This window comes from Pseudomonas sp. SLFW (assembly GCF_009905615.1).
GTDB lineage: Bacteria > Pseudomonadota > Gammaproteobacteria > Pseudomonadales > Pseudomonadaceae > Aquipseudomonas > Aquipseudomonas bambusae.
Genome location: NZ_JAAAKW010000010.1, coordinates 1 through 17,775, shown reverse-complemented (window position 1 = coordinate 17,775; position 17,775 = coordinate 1). Strand labels below are relative to the sequence as shown.

17 protein-coding genes are annotated in these 17,775 nt (G+C 60.1%); 16 read left to right on the top strand and 1 reads right to left on the bottom strand.

Annotation, left to right across the window (positions count from 1 at the left end):
• Nucleotides 1-143 precede the first annotated feature (143 nt).
• The 14 genes from GVN17_RS18010 to GVN17_RS17945 all read left to right on the top strand — a co-directional run bounded on the left by GVN17_RS18010 (nucleotide 144) and on the right by GVN17_RS17945 (nucleotide 15,261).
• Nucleotides 144-1,094 (top strand): 4-hydroxyproline epimerase, encoded by a 951-nt coding sequence (locus GVN17_RS18010; protein ID WP_166596792.1) that lies wholly within the window; start codon nucleotides 144-146, stop codon nucleotides 1,092-1,094.
• The gene (locus tag GVN17_RS18005) at nucleotides 1,091-2,236 is read left to right on the top strand and encodes an FAD-binding oxidoreductase (RefSeq protein WP_218576288.1); all 1,146 of its coding nucleotides are present in this window, start codon (nucleotides 1,091-1,093) and stop codon (nucleotides 2,234-2,236) included. Before GVN17_RS18010 ends, GVN17_RS18005 begins: the two co-directional genes overlap by 4 nt.
• Nucleotides 2,229-2,465 (top strand): (2Fe-2S)-binding protein, encoded by a 237-nt coding sequence (locus tag GVN17_RS18000; RefSeq protein WP_166596610.1) that lies wholly within the window; start codon nucleotides 2,229-2,231, stop codon nucleotides 2,463-2,465. The genes GVN17_RS18005 and GVN17_RS18000 overlap by 8 nt, the downstream gene beginning before the upstream one ends.
• Nucleotides 2,462-3,721: an FAD/NAD(P)-binding oxidoreductase gene (locus GVN17_RS17995; protein WP_166596609.1), complete on the top strand. Its 1,260-nt coding sequence runs from the start codon at nucleotides 2,462-2,464 to the stop codon at nucleotides 3,719-3,721. The genes GVN17_RS18000 and GVN17_RS17995 overlap by 4 nt, the downstream gene beginning before the upstream one ends.
• A 274-nt stretch (nucleotides 3,722-3,995) precedes the next feature.
• The gene (locus GVN17_RS17990) at nucleotides 3,996-4,745 is read left to right on the top strand and encodes an AraC family transcriptional regulator (RefSeq protein ID WP_166596790.1); all 750 of its coding nucleotides are present in this window, start codon (nucleotides 3,996-3,998) and stop codon (nucleotides 4,743-4,745) included.
• Between the two features lie 233 nt (nucleotides 4,746-4,978).
• Nucleotides 4,979-5,752 (top strand): hypothetical protein, encoded by a 774-nt coding sequence (locus GVN17_RS17985; RefSeq protein WP_166596608.1) that lies wholly within the window; start codon nucleotides 4,979-4,981, stop codon nucleotides 5,750-5,752.
• 34 nt (nucleotides 5,753-5,786) lie between these two features.
• A complete protein-coding gene (locus GVN17_RS17980; protein ID WP_218576287.1) occupies nucleotides 5,787-7,712 on the top strand; it encodes a hypothetical protein in 1,926 nt (641 codons plus the stop codon).
• Between the two features lie 303 nt (nucleotides 7,713-8,015).
• A complete protein-coding gene (locus tag GVN17_RS17975; RefSeq protein ID WP_166596606.1) occupies nucleotides 8,016-8,834 on the top strand; it encodes a transporter substrate-binding domain-containing protein in 819 nt (272 codons plus the stop codon).
• Between the two features lie 202 nt (nucleotides 8,835-9,036).
• Nucleotides 9,037-10,806: an aconitase X gene (locus GVN17_RS17970; protein WP_166596605.1), complete on the top strand. Its 1,770-nt coding sequence runs from the start codon at nucleotides 9,037-9,039 to the stop codon at nucleotides 10,804-10,806.
• On the top strand, nucleotides 10,799-11,464 hold the full coding sequence (locus GVN17_RS17965; RefSeq protein WP_166596604.1) for an amino acid ABC transporter permease: 666 nt from the start codon (nucleotides 10,799-10,801) through the stop codon (nucleotides 11,462-11,464). The genes GVN17_RS17970 and GVN17_RS17965 overlap by 8 nt, the downstream gene beginning before the upstream one ends.
• A 10-nt stretch (nucleotides 11,465-11,474) precedes the next feature.
• Nucleotides 11,475-12,125 (top strand): amino acid ABC transporter permease, encoded by a 651-nt coding sequence (locus GVN17_RS17960; RefSeq protein ID WP_166596603.1) that lies wholly within the window; start codon nucleotides 11,475-11,477, stop codon nucleotides 12,123-12,125.
• A complete protein-coding gene (locus GVN17_RS17955; protein ID WP_166596602.1) occupies nucleotides 12,118-12,840 on the top strand; it encodes an amino acid ABC transporter ATP-binding protein in 723 nt (240 codons plus the stop codon). The genes GVN17_RS17960 and GVN17_RS17955 overlap by 8 nt, the downstream gene beginning before the upstream one ends.
• 230 nt (nucleotides 12,841-13,070) lie before the next feature.
• Nucleotides 13,071-14,108: a proline racemase family protein gene (locus GVN17_RS17950; protein ID WP_166596601.1), complete on the top strand. Its 1,038-nt coding sequence runs from the start codon at nucleotides 13,071-13,073 to the stop codon at nucleotides 14,106-14,108.
• Nucleotides 14,109-14,343: 235 nt separating this feature from the next.
• The gene (locus GVN17_RS17945; protein ID WP_166596600.1) at nucleotides 14,344-15,261 is read left to right on the top strand and encodes a dihydrodipicolinate synthase family protein; all 918 of its coding nucleotides are present in this window, start codon (nucleotides 14,344-14,346) and stop codon (nucleotides 15,259-15,261) included.
• Nucleotides 15,262-15,396: 135 nt separating this feature from the next.
• On the opposite strand, the gene ttcA is transcribed toward GVN17_RS17945, so the two are convergent.
• Nucleotides 15,397-16,221, bottom strand: coding sequence for a tRNA 2-thiocytidine(32) synthetase TtcA (gene ttcA, locus GVN17_RS17940; RefSeq protein WP_166596599.1), 825 nt, complete (start codon nucleotides 16,219-16,221; stop codon nucleotides 15,397-15,399).
• Between the two features lie 332 nt (nucleotides 16,222-16,553).
• Between ttcA and GVN17_RS17935 the strand changes: the two genes are divergently transcribed.
• Entirely contained in the window at nucleotides 16,554-17,156 is a 603-nt protein-coding gene (locus GVN17_RS17935; RefSeq protein ID WP_166596598.1) for a Yip1 family protein, read from the top strand.
• Between the two features lie 253 nt (nucleotides 17,157-17,409).
• Nucleotides 17,410-17,775, top strand: a 366-nt coding sequence (locus GVN17_RS17930) for a SprT-like domain-containing protein (protein WP_166596597.1), incomplete at its 3' end; no start/stop codon positions are given.

The following is a 17,775-nucleotide window of genomic DNA, read 5'->3' as shown; positions in this document are numbered from 1 at the left end:
GTAGGAGTGAGCTTGCTCGCGATTGGGTGCTGCCAGCTGCTTATCCGGTGCGGACACACCGTGATCGCGAGCAAGCTCACTCCTACAGGGATTGGCGTATGCCGAGAGATCAGCGCTATCTCATGCTGCTTGAGGGTGATTCCATGAAACGCATCCAGATCCTCGATTCCCACACCGGCGGCGAGCCCACGCGGCTGGTGCTCGACGGTTTCCCCGACCTCGGCAAGGGCAGCATGGCGGAACGTCGCCAAGTGCTGGCGGATGAATTCGATGACTGGCGTGCGACAACGGTGCTGGAGCCTCGGGGCAGCGATGTGCTGGTCGGCGCGCTGCTGTGCGAGCCGGTGGACCCCGAGGCCTGTGCCGGGGTGATCTTCTTCAACAACGCTGGCTACCTCGGCATGTGCGGCCACGGCACCATCGGGCTGGTGGTGTCGCTGGCGCATCTGGGCAAGATCGGACCGGGGGTGCATCGCATCGAAACCCCCGTGGGCACGGTGCAGGCCACCCTCCACGAAGACCGCTCGGTGAGCGTCAACAACGTGCCCTCCTATCGCTATCGCAAGAATTTCATCGTCGAGGTCCCGGGCCTTGGCAACGTGACCGGTGACATCGCTTGGGGCGGCAACTGGTTCTTCCTCATCGCTGACCACGGCCTGAGCGTCACCGGCGACAACCTCGACGCCCTGACCGATTACACCTGGAAAGTGCGCCAGGCTTTGGAAAACCAAGGCATTCGTGGCGAAGACGGCGGCATCATCGACCACATCGAACTGTTCGCCGACGACGATCACGCCGACAGCCGCAACTTCGTGCTCTGCCCCGGCAAGGCCTATGACCGCTCCCCATGCGGCACCGGCACCAGCGCCAAACTGGCGTGCCTGGCCGCCGACGGCAAGCTCGAACCCGGTGCGCTCTGGCAACAGGCCAGTGTGATCGGCAGCCAGTTCGAAGGCAGCTTCCAGTGGCAGCACGGCGAGCGTCAGATGGGCGACCGGATCATCCCGACCATCCGAGGTCGCGCCTACATCAGCGCCGAAGCCACGCTATTGCTGGATGAGGAAGACCCGTTCGCTTGGGGCATTCGTTCTTGATCCCAAATGCCACGTCCGGGGGCGCCGCCGATGTGATCGTCATCGGTGGCGGCATCGTCGGTGCGGCCTGCGCGGACGAACTGGCGAGCCACGGGCTCAACGTTCTGGTCCTCGATTGCCAGCGCCCGGCCGCCACGGCAGCGGGCATGGGCCACTTGGTGGTGCTCGATCACAGTCCCGCCGAACTGGCGCTGGGCGAATATTCGGTGCGCCTGTGGCGCGAGCTGGCACCGCACCTGCCGGATAACTGCGCCATGCGCAACAACGGCACGTTGTGGCTGGCCTGCAACGAGGGCGAGATGGCCGAGGCCGAGCGCAAACAGGCAGCGTTGAGCGCGTTCGGATTGGGCTGCGAACTGATGAGTGGCGAAGCGTTGGCGAAGGCCGAACCGTCGTTGCGTCCCGGCCTGTTTGGCGCGTTGAAAGTCACCGGCGACGGCATTCTCTACGCCCCCAATGCGGCACGCTGGCTGTTGCAACGTCAGCCTCGGCTCGTGCGTCAACAGCAGGCCGAAGTCGTGGCGGTCGAAGGCAATCGCGTGCGGCTGGCGGACGGCCAGTGGTTGCAGGCCGAGGCCGTGTTGCTCGCCAATGGCATCTACGCAAAAGACCTGTGCCCGGAACTGCCGCTGCAAGCCAAGAAGGGCCATCTGTTGATCACCGATCGCTACCCGGCGCAGATCACCCACACGTTGGTCGAGCTCGGCTACGTCACCAACGCCCACAAGGGCGACGGTCCGTCGGTGGCGTTCAACCTGCAACAGCGTCCGACCGGTCAATTGTTCGTCGGCTCGTCCCGGCAGTTCGACAGCCACGACCCGGCCATCGACCCCGCGATGCTGGGCCGGATGCTGCGACGGGCAATGGAGTTTTTGCCCGATCTGGGCGACCTGAACGGCATTCGCAGCTGGACCGGCTTTCGCTCGGCCAGCCCCGACGGCCAGCCGCTGGTAGGTGAACACCCGAATCAACCCGGCCTGTGGTTGGCGGTCGGACACGAGGGGCTGGGCGTGACCACCGCCACCGGCACGGCCAAATTGCTGGCCGCGCAATTGCTGCGCACCCCGCCGCCCATCGAGCTTCAAACCCATCTGCACGCTTACTTGCCACAGCGTTTCATCGGAGCCCACGCCCATGCCTGAATTACGCATCGACGGCCAGCCGTTTCGCTTCGCCCAAGGCACCACCGTCGCGGCCGCTTTGACGGCCTGCGGTGATCGTTGCAGCCGAACGTCAGTCACTGGGCAGCGTCGGGCGCCGTTGTGTGGCATGGGCATTTGCCAGGAATGCCGGGTGAGCATCGACGGCCTGCGACGTTTGGCCTGCCAGACGATCTGCCGCGACGGGATGCAGGTGGAGACGCAGCCATGACCGATCACGTCGACCTGCTGATCATCGGCGCCGGGCCTGCCGGAATGGCCGCTGCCCTTGCCGCTGCGCCCAAGGGCCTGCGCATCGCGATCCTCGATGACAACCCGCTGCCGGGCGGGCAAATCTGGCGCGACGGGCCACAGGCGCAATTGCCTGCACGGGCCAGCGACATGCGGGGGCGACTGCAACAACAGGCCAATATTCAGCTGCACAGCGGCACCAAAGTCGTCGCCCTGGCAGGCCCGAAACAGCTGCTGTTGGAAGACGCCGAGCGGGGTTGGGTACTGGGCTACGAACAGCTGATTCTGTGCACCGGCGCCCGCGAGCGGCTGCTGCCCTTCCCTGGCTGGACCCTGCCCGGCGTCACTGGCGCGGGGGGATTGCAGGCGTTGATCAAGGGCGGCTTGTCGGTGGCGGGCGAGCGCATCGTGATTGCCGGCAGCGGGCCGTTGTTGCTCGCGTCGGCCGACACCGCGAAAAAGAACGGCGCTGAGGTGGTGCGCATCGCCGAGCAGGCTTCGTTCGCTGCGGTCAGTCGTTTTGCAGCGGGCTTGTGGCGCTGGCCGAACAAGGCGATTCAGGCCGCGACGCTGGCCAGTGCCGCCTATCGAACATCGGCCCATGTGCTGGAGGCGCTGGGTTCGGGGCGGCTGGAAGCGGTTCGGGTTCAGGTGGGGAATCGGGTCGAGGACGTGCCCTGTGATCGGTTGGCGTGCGGGTTCAGCCTTGTGCCTAACGTGGAACTGGGCACGGCCCTGGGTTGCCGGGTCGAGGATCACGCGGTTGCCGTGGATGAGTGGCAGGCCACGAGTCTCGCGGATCATTTTGCCGCCGGAGAATGCACGGGGTTTGGTGGCAGCGAGCTGGCATTGGTCGAGGGCAAGATTGCCGGGCTGGCGGCGACGGGGCAACAGGATCAGGCGCGTCAGCTGTTTGCGGAACGGGGGCGGTGGCAGGGGTTTGCGGACCGGCTGAATCACGCGTTCGCCCTCGATCCTGCGCTGAAACAGTTGGCGCGGCCGGACACGTTGGTGTGCCGCTGCGAGGACGTGCCTTACTCGGCGCTCGCCGTTCATGAAAGCTGGAACGCTGCCAAGCTGAACACCCGTTGCGGCATGGGCGCCTGCCAGGGACGCGTCTGCGCCACGGCCGCGCAGACGTTGTTTGGCTGGGAATCGCCGCTGTTACGGCCGCCGTTCAGCCCTGCCAGGGTAGCGACGTTGGCGTGTTTGGGTGACTCGGACTCCGTAGTTTAAAGAGGCGATTGGCAGCACTCGATTGGCTTCTGATTCTGGCCGAAGGCCGTAGGAGCAAGCTTGCTCGCGATCTGCTGCGCAGCGGCAGCAATATCAGCCACCTTCGTTGTGTCAGGCATACCGCATCCACCGGGTTTACGACTGCTGCGCAGCCGATCGCAGGCAAGCCAACTCCCACGGCCTTCGGCCAGAAGCGCGATCTCGACTAGGCGTCGCCCCTCATATACCGCATCATCGACCTCGTCCTTCTGATGCGGCGTGCTCCCCCGTGAACATGATTGACCTGCTTCCTACTTCGCCCCTGCACGATCTCGATCAACTGCTCACCAGCCTCGATCGGGTCGCGCCGTTGCTCGATGCCATCCCCGGCGTGGTGTTTTTCGTGAAGGATGCACAAGCCCGTTATGTGATGGTCAATCAGACGCTGGTACAGCGCTGCGCCTTCAAGGAAAAACACGATCTGCTGGGCCGCACCGCCGAGGATGTATTCCCCGCTCGCTTCGGTCCGTTGTACACCGCGCAGGATCGGCGCGTGCTGGCCGATGGCAGGCAGCTGAACGATCAGTTAGAGCTGCACTTGTATTACGGCAATCAGCCGATCTGGTGCCTGACCCACAAGATTGCCTTGCGCGATGACCAAGGCGTGATCATTGGCCTGGCAGGCATCTCGCGGGACCTGCAAATCCTGCAATCGCATCCGGCTTATCAGAAGCTGGCCGAGGTCGATGCCTACATTCGTGAGCACTTTTCCCGACCGATCACGCTCCACGAACTGACCGCCATCGCCGGGCTTTCCATTGCGCAACTGGAACGGCACTGCAAACGCATCTTTCAGCTCACGCCCCGGCAGATGATTCACAAGGCCCGGCTTGGGGAGGCTTCGCGCTTGCTGCGTGAAGACCTGTCAATCACCGACGTGGCCATGCGCTGCGGCTACACCGACCACAGTGCGTTCAGCCGACAATTCCGAGCGTTGACCGGGGTTTCGCCAAGTGAGTATCGGGAGTCGCAGAGTGGCCTTTGAACACCACACATGGAGACTACCGTAAGCAACGCGTGGCGTCGGCTTATAGCGAGAGTGAATAAAAGTTCCGGTTTTAAAAAAGCACCCTGTCACCGGCATGACCGTTGGTCTAGTTTGGTGTAAGACGCTGGAGAGTTCTTTTGACAACGGCCCGATAGCCTCTAATGTTCGAAGGGCTAGCTGCGATGAAAGAGGTGCGCCAGCCGTCGATAACATGTTTAACGGGTGCACCTATGGACAGCCTCGCACACCAAATCGCAGAGCAGATCATTGCCGCCTTTCAAAGAATCAGAGCACTGTTGTTTACCATGTCCATCGGCAGCGCGCTGTTGCTGTCCAATGTCTATCTGGACGAGCTCTCATTCACCGATGCTCAGTTGAAGCTCTCTTACCCCCTGAGAGACGCTTTAAGCCAGGCACGTGAACACACCACCGACCCCGTTGAGCGGTCAGCGCTAACGTTCAGAATCGATAGAATCGACAATACTCGTCGCAGCCAAAACAAGTTGCATGAGCTGAACCTGCCTATTGTCGGTCTCACCATGTCGGCGAACGATGCCGTTATCATTATTGATATATTCCTGACCGCCTTGGCGTTGTGGGCACTTTACTCCGTTCATCAGATCCGTGACGCGTTGGCAGAGAAAGAAATAAAAAACTCACTGCCTGCTGTCGCTCCACTTATCCGAAGCGCTGCAGTATTTACTTATAGAGCACCTGCCACGTGGTTCAAACGCGTCATGATCTACGGCATGTTTATGTTACCGACGCTGGCCGTGTTCATCGTGTTGCTGATCGATATTTACAGCATGGTGACCTACGACCGCCCCGAAGTCCTGCGGTCGATGTCGACTGTCATCTTTAGCCGCTTTCTTATTGAAGTGATCTCAATCGTCATACTTGCCATTACCACGCGTGCGCTCATCCTGAACAGTCATCAACTTTCGGAAGCGCTCTACATCGTCAAGACCCCCGACCCTGCCGGAGCTTCTTCTCTAAAGAGCTGATGTCGATATGACCCACTCATCGTCACGATGCCCATTGCAAAAAATCGTTGTCGCCATTCACGGGGTTGGATCGCAGACTCGAAGCGACACCATCCGCACCGTTGCGCATCGATTTGGCTGCATCGGCAAACAACCACCGCCGGTCATGCCGCTGGGCTTCTTCCAGCTTGGCAATGTCGGTGAAGTTCATCTCAGCCGTCTGGAGGTGGACGCTGAACATGAACTGTCGAACATCGGATTCGCTGAAGTGTATTGGGCGGATATTCCAAGAACCGTGGTAACACAAGGCGACACCCTCGAAGAGAGCAAAGCCTGGGGTAATACGATCGTTGCCAGAGCGCAAGCGATGTATTGCCAGAAGGTACCCCAACAACAGCCAAAACTAGACGGCGCTGACTTCGCACTCACTGCGGGTGTGACTGAGGAGATTATCGAAGCCATCACCCTGATGGAAAATCTGGCCTGGGTGTTTAAAAAATTGGGCCTGTTTGAAATCAACATCTCGTCGTTGCTTGCTGACTATCTGGGAGATGTACAACTGGTCGCAGAATTCCATGGCTATCGACAGCTGATCGTTAACCGTTTTCATGATGCGATGACGCAATTGCTCGAACGGTTTGAGGGTGCCTACTCAGGCGCGCAGGAAATTTATATTGTCGCCCACAGTGAGGGGACTGTAATCAGCTTTCTGGCGCTGTTGGAAGCGCTCTCAAGTCCCGTAGGTCGAGAGTCCACGGGTGAGAACGGACGAAAGATCACCTACCGCTGGGTGCAATACGTCCGGGGTTTCATGACCCTCGGTTCACCGATCGATAAACATCTCCTGCTTTGGCCCAAACTCTGGCCTTCAGATCGTTTGGACACTCAAGACTATCCACAGAAGGGCAAAGATCAGCCGGTCGCATTCGTGACAACGCCGTCTGAAACTCGAGTTCAACTGCCCAGCCAGATCAAATGGCGTAACTACTATGACTGTGGCGATCCTATCGGTTTCCAACTCGACAGCGCCCGAAAGTACCTGAAGAAATTGCGGTGCGACGCGTTCGAATTTGAAACCCGTCACGACATCGGCTTCACCCGCTACTGGTTTCCGGGGAAGGCACATATTGACTATTGGAATGATTCGACGGTGTTCCGTCATTTTGTCGATGACGTCGTTTTATACAAGTCCCCGACGGCTGCGGTCCCTGTTTCAAGTCCTCCGGCGCCCAAGACACGTCCGTTCGTGGGCGCGATCAGTCTCTTGATGCCTTATCTGTTATCGGTAGCGATGCACGCGACAGCTGTCTATATCATGTTGAAATCCGTTGTAACGTTCCTTGCGCAGCACAATTGGTCAGCCCTGATGCTCGGCCAATGCGTAGTGTCTCTTTCGATTTTATTGACCGCCGTGACCGTTAGTGGGCGTTTGCCGCGTCTCGTGAAGCGATCGGAAAGTCGCTGGAGGTTGTTGGCATTTCTGATATTCGCTGCGGGGGGAGGCATCAGCATGGCGATATTGCCAACAGCCGTGGCCGACTTTCTTGCCGGGCCACTGGTCCGATGGGATGTTCTGCGCGCCGTCCTCTTCACCTGGACCGGCCCTTTTATCTTGCTGGCGGCCTGCGGCTGCATTGCATCTTCCGGGTGGTGGGTTCGCCGAATCCCTCGTATGGGCCGAAAACTGATGGTGGGGTTAGGGGTTCTGATGATCACCGTCGCGATCGCCATGGGTTATCTGGACGCAAGTGCGCAAGCTACGGTGTCAGACTCAGCGGTGGCGGAATCTCCCGCGCTCTGGCCCCTGATTCTATCGGCGCTGGCCTTCATCTACCTGTGGTGGCTAGGCATTGTGACGTTCGATCTGGCGTTCATCTGGCATCGCTACATTCGCAGTTCGGTTGCGCTGGACAACCTGAGAAGCTGGGACGCCATGTGCGATGCGCCGCCTAGAACGCTCAGGAAAAGACGAGCGGGATAAGTGCGTTCACTCGCTCATCGAAGGTTATGAAAGTCACGGCATTCCCCTGACCAGTCACTGCGCCGGGTAGGGGTGACGATGTTGCCGAATGCGCACGTACGACGCACCCCACGCCTTTTTGCTCCTTTATGTAACATCCGGGGGCGCTCCTTTCTCGCTGCCATTGCCGCCATGACGCACTAACCCACTGATTCGCCACGCCTCCCTGAACGACTGCAAAATGGGCACGCCCCATGCATAGAAAATATCGTATACGAAATTACTTATCCGGCCGTTTCCTTACTTGCATCCAACGAGGCTTCTATGAAAAAGCATGCTGTTGCAGTAGCCCTCCTCGCCGTCATGAGTTCCTCCTTCATCAACGTGGCCTTCGCCGATAAGCTCGATGACATCATCGACTCCGGGAAATTGCGCTGCGCGGTGACCCTGGATTTCCCGCCGATGGGCTCCCGGGATGACAAGAACAACCCGGTCGGATTTGACGTCGATTACTGCAACGATCTGGCGAAGGTGCTGGGGGTGACGGCCGAAGTGGTTGAAACGCCGTTTCCGGATCGTATTCCAGCGTTGGTGTCCGGGCGCGCCGACGTGATCGTGGCCTCGACCTCCGACACCCTCGAACGCGCCAAGACCGTGGCGATGACCATCCCCTACTTCGCGTTCCAGATGGTGGTGCTGACCCGCGACAACACCGGCATTACCAAATACGAAGACCTCAAGGGCAAGAACGTCGGCAACACCAGCGGCACCTATGAAGCCATTGCCCTGGAGAAAGACCAGAAAGCCTGGGGCACCGGCAGCTTCCGCGCCTATCAGACCCAGAACGACACCATCCTCGCCGTCGCCCAAGGCCACATCGATGCGACCGTGGTCACCAACACCGTGGCCGCCGCGACCCTTAAATCCGGCAAATACAAGGGCCTGAAAGTCGCGGGCAATGCGCCTTACGTGATCGATTACGTGTCGCTGGCGGCGAAGCGTAACGAATATGGCCTGATCCATTACCTGAACCTTTTCGTCAACCAACAAGTGCGCACCGGTCGTTACGACGAGTTGTGGAAGAAGTGGGTGGGTGATGAAATCAAACCTGCCAACTTGACCGTTCCGGGGGTTTATTACTGAGTCCGATATGACCACGGCAGTAGCGGCTCGGCGCGATTTTCACGCCGCACGCTCAACCTGTGGGAGCGAATTCATTCGCAATAGGCCGGTACAGCAGACGCAGAAATATCGTCTGTGCCCTTTTTTCGCGAATGAATTCGCTCCCAAGGATTGATGATTCGCCGCAATACTCCGGTGGCCCATCCCTTCTTAGGAGCCCACGATGTCTGAAGTTTCGTTGAACGGTCGGTGTCTGGTGGCAGGCAGTGCCCAAGGCGCGTTGTTGTACGCCGACATGGGCCTGAGTTTCTGGGGCGGGGTCGAGCCGTTTACCGGTGAGGTGATCGACCGGCATCACCCCCTCAGCGGCCAAATCATCACTGGCAAAGTGCTGGCGATTCCCAGCGGGCGCGGGTCGTGCACCGGCAGCAGCGTGTTGCTGGAACTGATCCTCAACGGCCATGCCCCCGCCGCGTTAGTGTTCGAACGGGTCGAGGACATTCTGACCCTCGGCGTGCTGGTCGCCGAGCAGATGTTCGGGCATTCGATCCCGGTCATCAGCCTCGGCGAAGCGGGTTTTGCGGCCTTGCGTGAGGTGAAATTCCTGCGCGTAGAAGACGCGCGTGTTACCGCTTTCGACAGTGCTCCGCCTGCAATGGCACCCCGTTCGCCCGTCCAGAAAGCCGCGCTGCACAGCAAGATCACCCTGACCGAAATGGACCAGGGCTTTCTCGACGGCGCCTACGGCAAGGCCGCGCAAGTGGCGATGGGCATCATCCTGCGCATGGCCGAGCTGCAAGGCGCGACCGAATTGCTGGACATCACCCAGGCGCACATCGACGGCTGCATTTACACCGGTCCTGCCAGCCTGCGCTTCGCCCGGCAACTGGTGGACTGGGACGCGAAAGTCCGCGTTCCGACCACCCTCAACTCCATCTCTGCGGACAAGCGCCGCTGGCGCGAGCTGGGCGTGGACCCGGCGCTGGGCGAGCCGTCCAGCCAACTGGGCGACGCCTATCTGGACATGGGCGCCCGGGTCAGTTTCACCTGCGCACCCTACCTGCTGGACAGCGCGCCGGAGCTGGGCGAGCAGATTGTCTGGGCCGAATCCAACGCGGTCGTCTACGCGAATAGCGTGATCGGCGCGCGCACGCTGAAATACCCGGATTACCTCGACATCTGCATCGCCCTCACTGGTCGTGCGCCAAAAATCGGCTGTCACCTGACGCAACAACGGTTGGCCACGCTGCGCATCGACGTGCCCGATGTCGGCGAGCTGGACGACAGTTTCTACCCGTTGCTCGGCTATCACGTCGGTCTGCTCTGCGGCGCCAACATCCCGGTCATCTGCGGCCTGGAACACAAGGCGCCGACCCTCGACGACCTGAAAGCCTTCGGCGCGGCCTTCGCCACCACCTCCGCTGCACCGATGTTTCATATCGCGGGCGTGACCCCGGAAGCGGCCACCGTTGAACTGGCCCTTGGCGGACATCCGCCAGACAAGGCATTCGGCATCAGCGACCTCGACCTGCTGCACAGCTGGCGCGAACTGAACAGCGCACAAAGCCCCGACGTGGACGCCGTGACCTTGGGCAATCCGCATTTCTCCCTGAGCGAATGCGCCACCCTCGCCCGCCTTTGCCAAGGCCGGCGCAAGCTCGACAGCATCGCCGTAGTCATCACTTGCGGCCGGGCGACCCTCGAACGTGCACAACAGGCAGGCCATGTCGCGACGCTGGAGACCTTCGGCGTGCAGTTCGTGACCGACACCTGCTGGTGCATGCTCGGTGAACCGGTGATTCCTCCGAAAGCTCGCAACCTGATGACCAACTCCGGCAAATACGCGCACTACGCACCGGGTCTGGTGGGGCGTCGCGTGCACTTCGCCAGCCTGGCCGAGTGTGTCGAAAGCGCTTGCACGGGCCTGGCCGGCGGGCGCTTGCCGGTCTGGCTGCACGCTGCCGAAAAGGCGGAGGCGCTGGCGCATGTTTGATTACAACTTCCACTGGCGCGCCGCGTTCAAAGCCTTGCCGGACATGCTCGACGGCGCTGTCGTCACCTTCCAGACGGCGGCCCTGTCGATGATTCTCGGGGTCACCATCGCGCTGTTTCTGGTGTTCATGCGTCAGGGCAAAAACCCGATATTCCGAGGCTTCGCCGCGACCTGGATCTCGATTGCCCGCAACACCCCGTCGCTGTTTCAGGTATACATCCTCTACTTCGGCCTGGGCTCGTTCGGGTTGCACGTGAGTTCGTGGGTTGCGCTGCTGGCGGGGATCACCATTAATAACGCGGGTTATCTGGCGGAAAACTTCCGTGGCGGTTTGAAGGCCGTGCCGGATACCCAATTGCGCGCCGCCCGCTCGCTGGGCATGAGCGCACCCCAGGCCTACCGGCTGATCGTCATCCCGCAATTGCTGCGCATCGTCTACTACCCGCTGACCAACCAGATGGTCTGGGCCGTGCTGATGACGTCCATGGGGGTGATCGTCGGCCTGAACAACGACCTTACCGGCGTGACCCAGGATTACAACGTCAAGACCTTCCGCACCTTCGAGTTCTTCGCCATCGCGGCGGTGCTGTATTACCTGATCGCCAAACTGATCGTGGCCGTGGCGCGGCTGCTGTCGTGGCGCCTGTTCCGGTATTGAGGGATCGACCATGTTCAACAGCACATTCAGTTGGGGCGATCTGCAATTCATGCTGCAAGGGGCGTGGATCACGATCCTGCTCACCATTGTCTCGATGCTTATCGGCACCCTCGCCGGGGTCGTCTGCGGCATGGCCCGGGCGTTGCTGCCACGCAGCACAATTCCATTGGCGTGGCTGCTCGACGTGTTTCGCAGCGTGCCGTTGCTGATCCAGTTCGTGTTGTTCAACGCACTGAAAAGCATCGCCGGGCTTAACTGGAGCGCCTTCACCGTCGCGTGCATCGTGCTCGGTCTTTACGTCACCGCGTACTGCACCGAGATCGTCCGCAGCGGCGTGCTGTCGGTCCCGCTCACGCTACGCCGCGCCAGTCGTTCGCTGGGCCTGAGTTACTGGCAGGACCTGCGCCAGATCGTCATGCCGATGGCGACCCGCGTGGCGTTTCTGGGTTGGGTCAACCTGTTGCTGTCGGTGATGAAAGACACCGCGCTGGTGATGTGGATCGGCATCGTCGAACTGCTGCGCGCCTCGCAGACCATCGTCACGCGCATTCAAGAACCGCTGCTGGTGCTGTGCATCGCAGGCCTCATTTACTACGTCATGAGTCTGGTGATCGCCCGCCTGGGTGCGCGCCTGGAAACGAGGTGGCAGGAAAATGATTGAGATCGACAACGTACACAAATCCTTTGGCGAGCTTGAAGTCATCAAGGGCGTGAGCCTGCAGGTGGAGAAAGGCGAAGTGGTGTCGATCATCGGCGGCTCGGGTTCGGGTAAATCGACGCTGCTGATGTGCATCAACGGCCTGGAGTCGATCAAAAGCGGCAGCATTCGCGTGGACGGCACCGAAGTGCACGCCAAGAGCACCGACATCAACAAGCTGCGGCAGAAGATCGGCATCGTCTTTCAGCAGTGGAACGCCTTCCCCCACCTGACCGTGCTGGAAAACGTGATGCTCGCCCCGCGCACCGTGCTGGGCAAAAGCAAGGAAGAAGCCGAGGCGCTGGCAGTCAAGCAGCTGAAACACGTGGGCCTGGGCGACAAGCTCAAAGTCTTCCCCGGCAAGCTTTCCGGTGGCCAGCAACAGCGCATGGCGATTGCCCGGGCGCTGGCGATGTCGCCGAATTACATGCTGTTCGACGAGGCCACATCGGCCCTCGACCCGCAGTTGGTCGGCGAAGTGCTGGACACCATGCGCATGCTCGCCGAAGACGGCATGACGATGATTCTGGTGACTCACGAGATTCGGTTCGCCCGCGATGTGTCGGACCGTGTGGCGTTTTTCCGCAATGGCCTGGTGCATGAAATCGGCACGCCGGATCAGGTGATTGGCAACCCGCAACGGCCCGAGACGGCGGATTTTTTGCGGTCGATTAATTAGAAAAGCTGAGGGCTGCAAGAGTCGGATCTACCCGGCCTGACCAGAAGGTTCAGGTCTGTGGAGATCAAAACTGTGGGAGCGAATTCATTCGCGATTGGCCGGTACAGCCGACACAAAAATATCGTCTGTACCTTTTATTCGCGAATGAATTCGCTCCTACAGGTTGTGCTGTTTCATCAGATAAATCGGTTTCGTCAGACCAACCGAGTTCGACAGGAGGGCTTTAAAGCATGCGCTCATCGAAAGTGATTCACGTGGTCAGTTGTCACGCCGAAGGTGAAGTCGGCGACGTCATCGTCGGCGGAGTCGCCCCACCACCGGGCGATACGATCTGGGAGCAGTCGCGCTGGATCGAGAAGGACAACGTACTGCGCAACTTCATGCTCAACGAGCCGCGCGGCGGGGTGTTCCGTCACGTCAACCTGCTAGTGCCGCCCAAGAACCCGAAGGCGCAAATGGGCTGGATCATCATGGAACCCGCCGACGTGCCGCCGATGTCCGGCTCCAACTCGCTGTGCGTCGCGACCGTGCTGCTGGACAGCGGCATCCTGCCGATGACCGAGCCGGAAACCCGCCTGATTCTGGAAGCGCCGGGCGGGCTGATCGAAGCCATTGCCCAATGCCGTGACGGCAAGGTGCAGAGCGTCGAGGTGCACAACCACCCCTCCTTCGCCGATCAGCTCGACGTGTGGATCGAGGTGCCGGGGCTGGGGTCGATTCAGGTCGACACCGCCTATGGCGGCGACAGCTTCGCCATTGTTGACTCGACGAAACTGGGCTTTTCGCTGACCGCCGACGAGGCCAAGGACCTGGTGGAAACCGGCCTCAAAATAACGAAGGCCGCCAATGAACAACTGGGTTTCACCCACCCGCTGAACAAGGACTGGAATCACATTTCCTTCTGCCAGATCGCCGCGCCCGTGAACTACGACGGTGGCGTGGCCAATGCCGCCAATGCGGTGGTGATCCGCCCCGGCAAGATCGACCGCTCGCCCTGTGGCACGGGATGTTCAGCGCGACTGGCGGTGCTGCATGCCAAGGGTCAACTGAAGGTCGGCGAACGCTTCATTGGCCGCTCGATCATCGGCTCGGAGTTTCATTGCAAGATTCAGCGCGTGACCGAAGTCGCCGGACGACCTGCAATCGTCCCGAGCCTGTCGGGGCGTGCGTGGATAACAGGGACCCATCAACACATGCTCGACCCGAGCGACCCATGGCCGGAGGGTTACAAGCTGACCGACACCTGGCCGGTGGGGTTGAAGTTGTGATTTGAAGAAACACGCAATACCTGTAGGAGCGTGGCTTGTCCCGCGATGTGCCGGGAACCGGCAGCAAACCCTGCAAACGCGAGCCATCTGACACACCGCGCATGCAGGTTTTACGACGACGTTGTCGCCGATCGCGGGACGAGCCACGCTCCTACCTATAAACGCATTAAACGGGCGCAATGTGCCCAAACTAGAACGTATACGAAATACTTTCCATCCCGAAAAGGAGTCTGTCATGAGTCAATCCGTATCCTGGAACGGTGTCTTCCCTGCCGTCACCACACAGTTCAACGAAGATTTTTCCCTCAACCTGGAGGCAACCCACAAGGTTATTGCCAACCTGGTACGCGATGGGGTGTCGGGGTTGGTTATCTGCGGCACGGTGGGTGAGAACACCTCCCTCAGCGTGTCGGAAAAGATCAGCCTGGTCGAAGCCGCGAAAGACGCTTCGGCGGGTCGGGTGCCGGTGATTTCCGGGATTGCCGAGTTCACCAGCGCCAACGCCAGCATCGTGGCAAAAGACGTGCAGAAAGCCGGGGCCGACGGGATCATGCTGATGCCCGCGCTGGTGTATTCCTCGAAGCCCTTCGAGACCGCCGCGCATTTCCGCACCGTCGCGTCCGCCTGCGACCTGCCGATGATGGTCTACAACAACCCGCCCATTTATAAGAACGATGTAACCCCGGACATCCTGATTTCCCTGGCCGACTGCGACAACATCGTCTGCTTCAAGGATTCGTCGGGTAACACCAACCGTTTTATCGACGTGCGCAACGAGGTGGGCGACCGCTTTGTGCTGTTCGCCGGGCTGGATGACGTGCTGGTAGAAAGTGTTGCCGTGGGCGCGGTGGGCTGGGTGTCGGGCATGTCCAACGCCTTCCCGAAAGAGGGTGAAACCCTGTTCCGTTTGGCCAAGGCCGGGCGTTTCGCTGAGGCAATGGCACTTTACGAGTGGTTCATGCCGCTGTTGCACCTGGATGCACGCCCGGACCTGGTGCAGTGCATCAAGCTGTGCGAAGCCATCATGCAACGCGGCAGCGCCCTCACCCGCCCACCGCGCCTGGCGCTGCCGGACAGTGATCGTGAGTACGTGGAGGGGCTGATGAAGACGGCGTTGGCGAACAAGCCGGTGTTGCCGGAGGTGGGGCTTTAATACGGCGGATTTGACCTCAACCGTCCCCTGTAGGAGTGAGCTTGCTCGCGATAGCGGTGTGTCAGGTAAGTATTCGAGTCTGACAAATGTTAATCGCGAGCAAGCTCACTCCTACAAAGGGATTTTCGGTGCTGCCTAGATATTCACCACATTCACAAACCGCGACGCGGCGGTCTCGTCGATCTTCAGGCTCGTGAAGTCGAACAGGTTGCGGTCCGCCAGTTGCGACGGCACCACATTTTGCAGGCTGCGGAAGATCATTTCCGAACGGCCCGGGGTCTTGCGGTCCCATTCCTGAAGCATGTCCTTGACCACCTGGCGTTGCAGGTTTTCCTGCGAGCCGCACAGGTTGCACGGGATGATCGGGAATTGCTTCATGTCCGAATAGGCCTGGATATCTTTCTCGGCGCAGTAGGCCAGCGGGCGAATCACTACGTTACGGCCATCGTCGGCGCGTAGTTTTGGCGGCATGGCCTTGATCGTGCCGTTGAAGAACATGTTCAGGAAAAAGGTCTCGACGATGTCATCGCGGTGGTGACCGAGGGCCATTTTGGTCGCACCGATTTCGTCCGCGAAGGTGTACAGCGTGCCGCGACGCAGGCGCGAACACAGCGAGCAGGTGGTCTTGCCTTCCGGAATCAACTCCTTCACGACCGAGTAGGTGTCTTTCTCGACGATGTGATACTCGACGCCCAGCTCTTTCAGATAAGCAGGCAGGACGTGCTCGGGAAACCCCGGCTGTTTCTGGTCCATGTTCACGGCGACGATGGAGAACTTGATCGGCGCGACTTTCTGCAAATGCAGCAGCACGTCGAGCATGGTGTAGCTGTCCTTGCCGCCAGACAGGCAGACCATCACCTTGTCGCCCTCTTCAATCATGTTGAAATCGGCCACTGCCTCGCCTGCAAGCCGACGCAGACGTTTCTGCAGTTTGTTCTGATTGACTGAAAGGGTGCCCATGGCGCTGTGGTCCGCTCGCTGTGACGTAGGGGAAGAAAGGGCCGGTATTTTACGCATAAACGTTACGGCTGGTAATGCCTGTCGGTCCTGTAACGCGATGGACGATGAACCACGCCGTTCATCCGGTCACACCGGTCGGCTGATCACCTTCCGCTATTAACACCCGCCTTGAACGCGCCAATTACTCTAACGCCCCCGTTTTTCTAGCCTCTCAGGTTCCTATACTCCCAGAGAGGTCGCAGCCATGCATTTCCCCTTGTCGAGATTGTGGCCTTGCCCTGACGGCATCAGGCAATCAGGCGCGACGGCATCCATGATGAGGAGTTACGGGCATGATCCATCACGTTTTGGGGCTGTTCACACACCCCGATCAAGAATGGCAACAGATACGTGGCGAGGAAGAAGAAACCATCGGCCACATGTACCTCACCCACACCCTGATTCTGGCGGCGATCCCTGCCGTGTCCGCGTACATCGGCACCACGCAGGTGGGCTGGGTCATCGGCAATCGTGCGCCGGTGATGCTGACCAGCGAAAGCGCGGTCTGGATGACGCTCATGTCCTACATCGCCATGCTGGCCGGGGTGGCGGTGATGGGCGGGTTCATTCACTGGATGGCCCGCACCTACGACGCCAGTCCCAGCCTCGCCCGCTGCGTGGCCTTCGCGACCTACACCGCGACACCGCTGTTCATCGGCGGACTCGCCGCGCTCTACCCTCATATGTGGCTGGGGATGATGGTCGGCCTGGCGGCGGTCTGCTACACGGTTTACCTGCTGTACGTGGGGTTGCCGGTGTTCATGAACATTCACCCGGACGAAGGCTTCATGTTTTCCAGTTCCGTGCTGGCGGTGGGCCTCGTGGTGCTGGTGGCGATCATGGCGTTCACGGTGGTGCTGTGGGGTGTCGGAGTGGGGCCTGAGTACACGAATTGATGGGGTCGGCCCTTTATTCGCTGAAACACGATACCTGTGGGAGCGAATTCATTCGCGAGACGGTGGTACAGCTGATGAATCTTCATCGGATGTACCGGCCAATCGCGAATGAATTCGCTCCCACAGGTAAGCGCACGCCGGCTAGCCGTGCTGCTACAAAGATTTGCGGCTCATTCACGACCATTCGGCAGCTTCAGTTTTCGGCCTGCCCCTGCTTTGCGGCATACTCGCCTCCTCTGGAGACCGATGAAGCATGCTTGAGCAACTCAATACCCGCGTCGAATCCTGTTACCAACAAGCCGAAGATTTTTTCAAACGCCCCTTCAAACGCCCTGTCGTCAGCCTCAAGCTGCGCGGCCAGAAGGCGGGTGTCGCGCATCTGCATGAAAACCTGCTGCGATTCAATCCGCAGCTGTACCGCGAAAACAGCGAAGATTTCCTGCGCCAGACCGTGGCCCACGAAGTCGCGCACTTGGTGGCCCATCAACTGTTCGGCGACACCATTCAGCCCCACGGCGAGGAATGGCAGCTGATCATGCGCGGTGTGTACGAACTGCCGCCCAACCGTTGCCACACCTACGAAATCCAGCGGCGCAGCGTCACCCGCTACATCTACCGC

Excerpts from the sequence above, each read along its gene's own strand:
- GVN17_RS17955 (WP_166596602.1), top strand. The coding sequence starts at position 12,118 with ATGATTGAGATCGACAACGTACACAAATCCTTTGGCGAGCTTGAAGTC.
- ttcA (WP_166596599.1), bottom strand. The coding sequence starts at position 16,221 with ATGGGCACCCTTTCAGTCAATCAGAACAAACTGCAGAAACGTCTGCGT.
- GVN17_RS17985 (WP_166596608.1), top strand. The coding sequence starts at position 4,979 with ATGGACAGCCTCGCACACCAAATCGCAGAGCAGATCATTGCCGCCTTT.
- GVN17_RS18000 (WP_166596610.1), top strand. The coding sequence starts at position 2,229 with ATGCCTGAATTACGCATCGACGGCCAGCCGTTTCGCTTCGCCCAAGGC.
- GVN17_RS17965 (WP_166596604.1), top strand. The coding sequence starts at position 10,799 with ATGTTTGATTACAACTTCCACTGGCGCGCCGCGTTCAAAGCCTTGCCG.
- GVN17_RS17960 (WP_166596603.1), top strand. The coding sequence starts at position 11,475 with ATGTTCAACAGCACATTCAGTTGGGGCGATCTGCAATTCATGCTGCAA.
- GVN17_RS17935 (WP_166596598.1), top strand. The coding sequence starts at position 16,554 with ATGATCCATCACGTTTTGGGGCTGTTCACACACCCCGATCAAGAATGG.
- GVN17_RS17950 (WP_166596601.1), top strand. The coding sequence starts at position 13,071 with ATGCGCTCATCGAAAGTGATTCACGTGGTCAGTTGTCACGCCGAAGGT.
- GVN17_RS17975 (WP_166596606.1), top strand. The coding sequence starts at position 8,016 with ATGAAAAAGCATGCTGTTGCAGTAGCCCTCCTCGCCGTCATGAGTTCC.
- GVN17_RS17990 (WP_166596790.1), top strand. The coding sequence starts at position 3,996 with ATGATTGACCTGCTTCCTACTTCGCCCCTGCACGATCTCGATCAACTG.
- GVN17_RS17970 (WP_166596605.1), top strand. The coding sequence starts at position 9,037 with ATGTCTGAAGTTTCGTTGAACGGTCGGTGTCTGGTGGCAGGCAGTGCC.
- GVN17_RS18010 (WP_166596792.1), top strand. The coding sequence starts at position 144 with ATGAAACGCATCCAGATCCTCGATTCCCACACCGGCGGCGAGCCCACG.
- GVN17_RS17995 (WP_166596609.1), top strand. The coding sequence starts at position 2,462 with ATGACCGATCACGTCGACCTGCTGATCATCGGCGCCGGGCCTGCCGGA.
- GVN17_RS17945 (WP_166596600.1), top strand. The coding sequence starts at position 14,344 with ATGAGTCAATCCGTATCCTGGAACGGTGTCTTCCCTGCCGTCACCACA.